This is a genomic window from Peribacillus sp. NPDC056705, assembly GCF_043656335.1.
In genome coordinates this window covers 1-1,158 of the sequence record NZ_JBHTYI010000245.1, presented here as the reverse complement: position 1 = coordinate 1,158, position 1,158 = coordinate 1, and the positions used below count along the sequence as shown (strand labels likewise).

At 52.3% G+C, this 1,158-nt stretch carries 2 protein-coding genes; both read left to right on the top strand.

All coding sequences use genetic code 11. The annotated features are described in order from the left end of the window. Nucleotides 1-763 (top strand): DHHA1 domain-containing protein (locus tag ACFRAK_RS29360; RefSeq protein ID WP_394573247.1); only part of this gene is annotated, 763 nt, incomplete at its 5' end. After that, the coding region (gene rplI / locus ACFRAK_RS29355; RefSeq protein ID WP_394573246.1) for a 50S ribosomal protein L9 at nucleotides 760-1,158 on the top strand (399 nt) is incomplete at its 3' end. The genes ACFRAK_RS29360 and rplI, both read left to right, overlap by 4 nt.

Here is a 1,158-nt window from a genome sequence, read left to right as displayed (position 1 = left end):
GCAAGCGATGCAGATGATGACAGAACACACGTTGCTCGTGGTCGTGGATACGCATAAGGCTTCAATGACGATGGAGCCAAGACTAGTGCAGCGGGCCAGCCGTGTGGTTGTAATGGATCATCATCGGCGGGGAGAAGAGTTCATCAATGATGCGGTGCTTATCTATTTGGAGCCATATGCATCCTCCACCTGCGAATTAGTGACCGAGGTGTTGCAGTACATTCATGAGCGCGTAACCCTAACACCGGTCGAGGCGACGGCATTGCTTGCCGGAATCACGGTGGATACGAAGCATTTTGCACTTCATACCGGGTCGAGAACCTTTGAAGCTGCAGGCTTCCTGCGACGCCACGGTGCGGATACCACGATGATTCAGCGGGTACTCAAGGAGGACCTGACAGAATTTATAGCGAAGGCAGAAATCGTGAAACATGCTAGAATGGTATATGACCATATCGCGCTGGCAGTATCGAAGAGTGCAGGACCTATGCCGCAGCTGTTAATTGCCCAAGTGGCGGATATGCTGCTCAATATGACGGATGTGCAGGCCTCCTTTGTCATCAGTGAACGAACGGATGGCAAGATTGGAATCAGCGCCCGTTCGATGGGCAAGATGAATGTTCAGGTGATTATGGAACGTCTCGGGGGAGGCGGACATTTGACGAATGCCGCGGTACAGCTGGACACTTCGCTTGAAGAGGCGGAGAAACAGCTGATGGATGTACTGGCGGACATCAAAGCGAAAGAGGGGTTATTCGAATGAAAGTGATTTTCATTAAAGATATGAAGGGTCAAGGCAAGAAGGGTGACGTGAAGGAAGTATCCGAGGGGTATGCTACGAATTTTCTGATTCCGCGCGGCGTGGCTCGTCCGGCAACAGATGGAAATATGAAGAACCTGGAGCAGCAGCAGGCCTCAGAGCAGAAACGCAAGGAGCAAGAGAAGGAAGAGGCGCAGGCGCTTGGCAAGAAGTTGGAAGAGATGACGATTGTGTTAAAAGCCAAGTCCGGAGAGGGTGGCCGCTTGTTCGGCGCGATTACGAGCAAGCAGATCGCCGAGGCGCTGGCTGGACAGAAGATCAAGATTGATAAACGTAAAATCGAACTCAGCGATCCAATCCGGAGCCTGGGCGTGACGCAAGTTCCCGTTAAGCTGCAC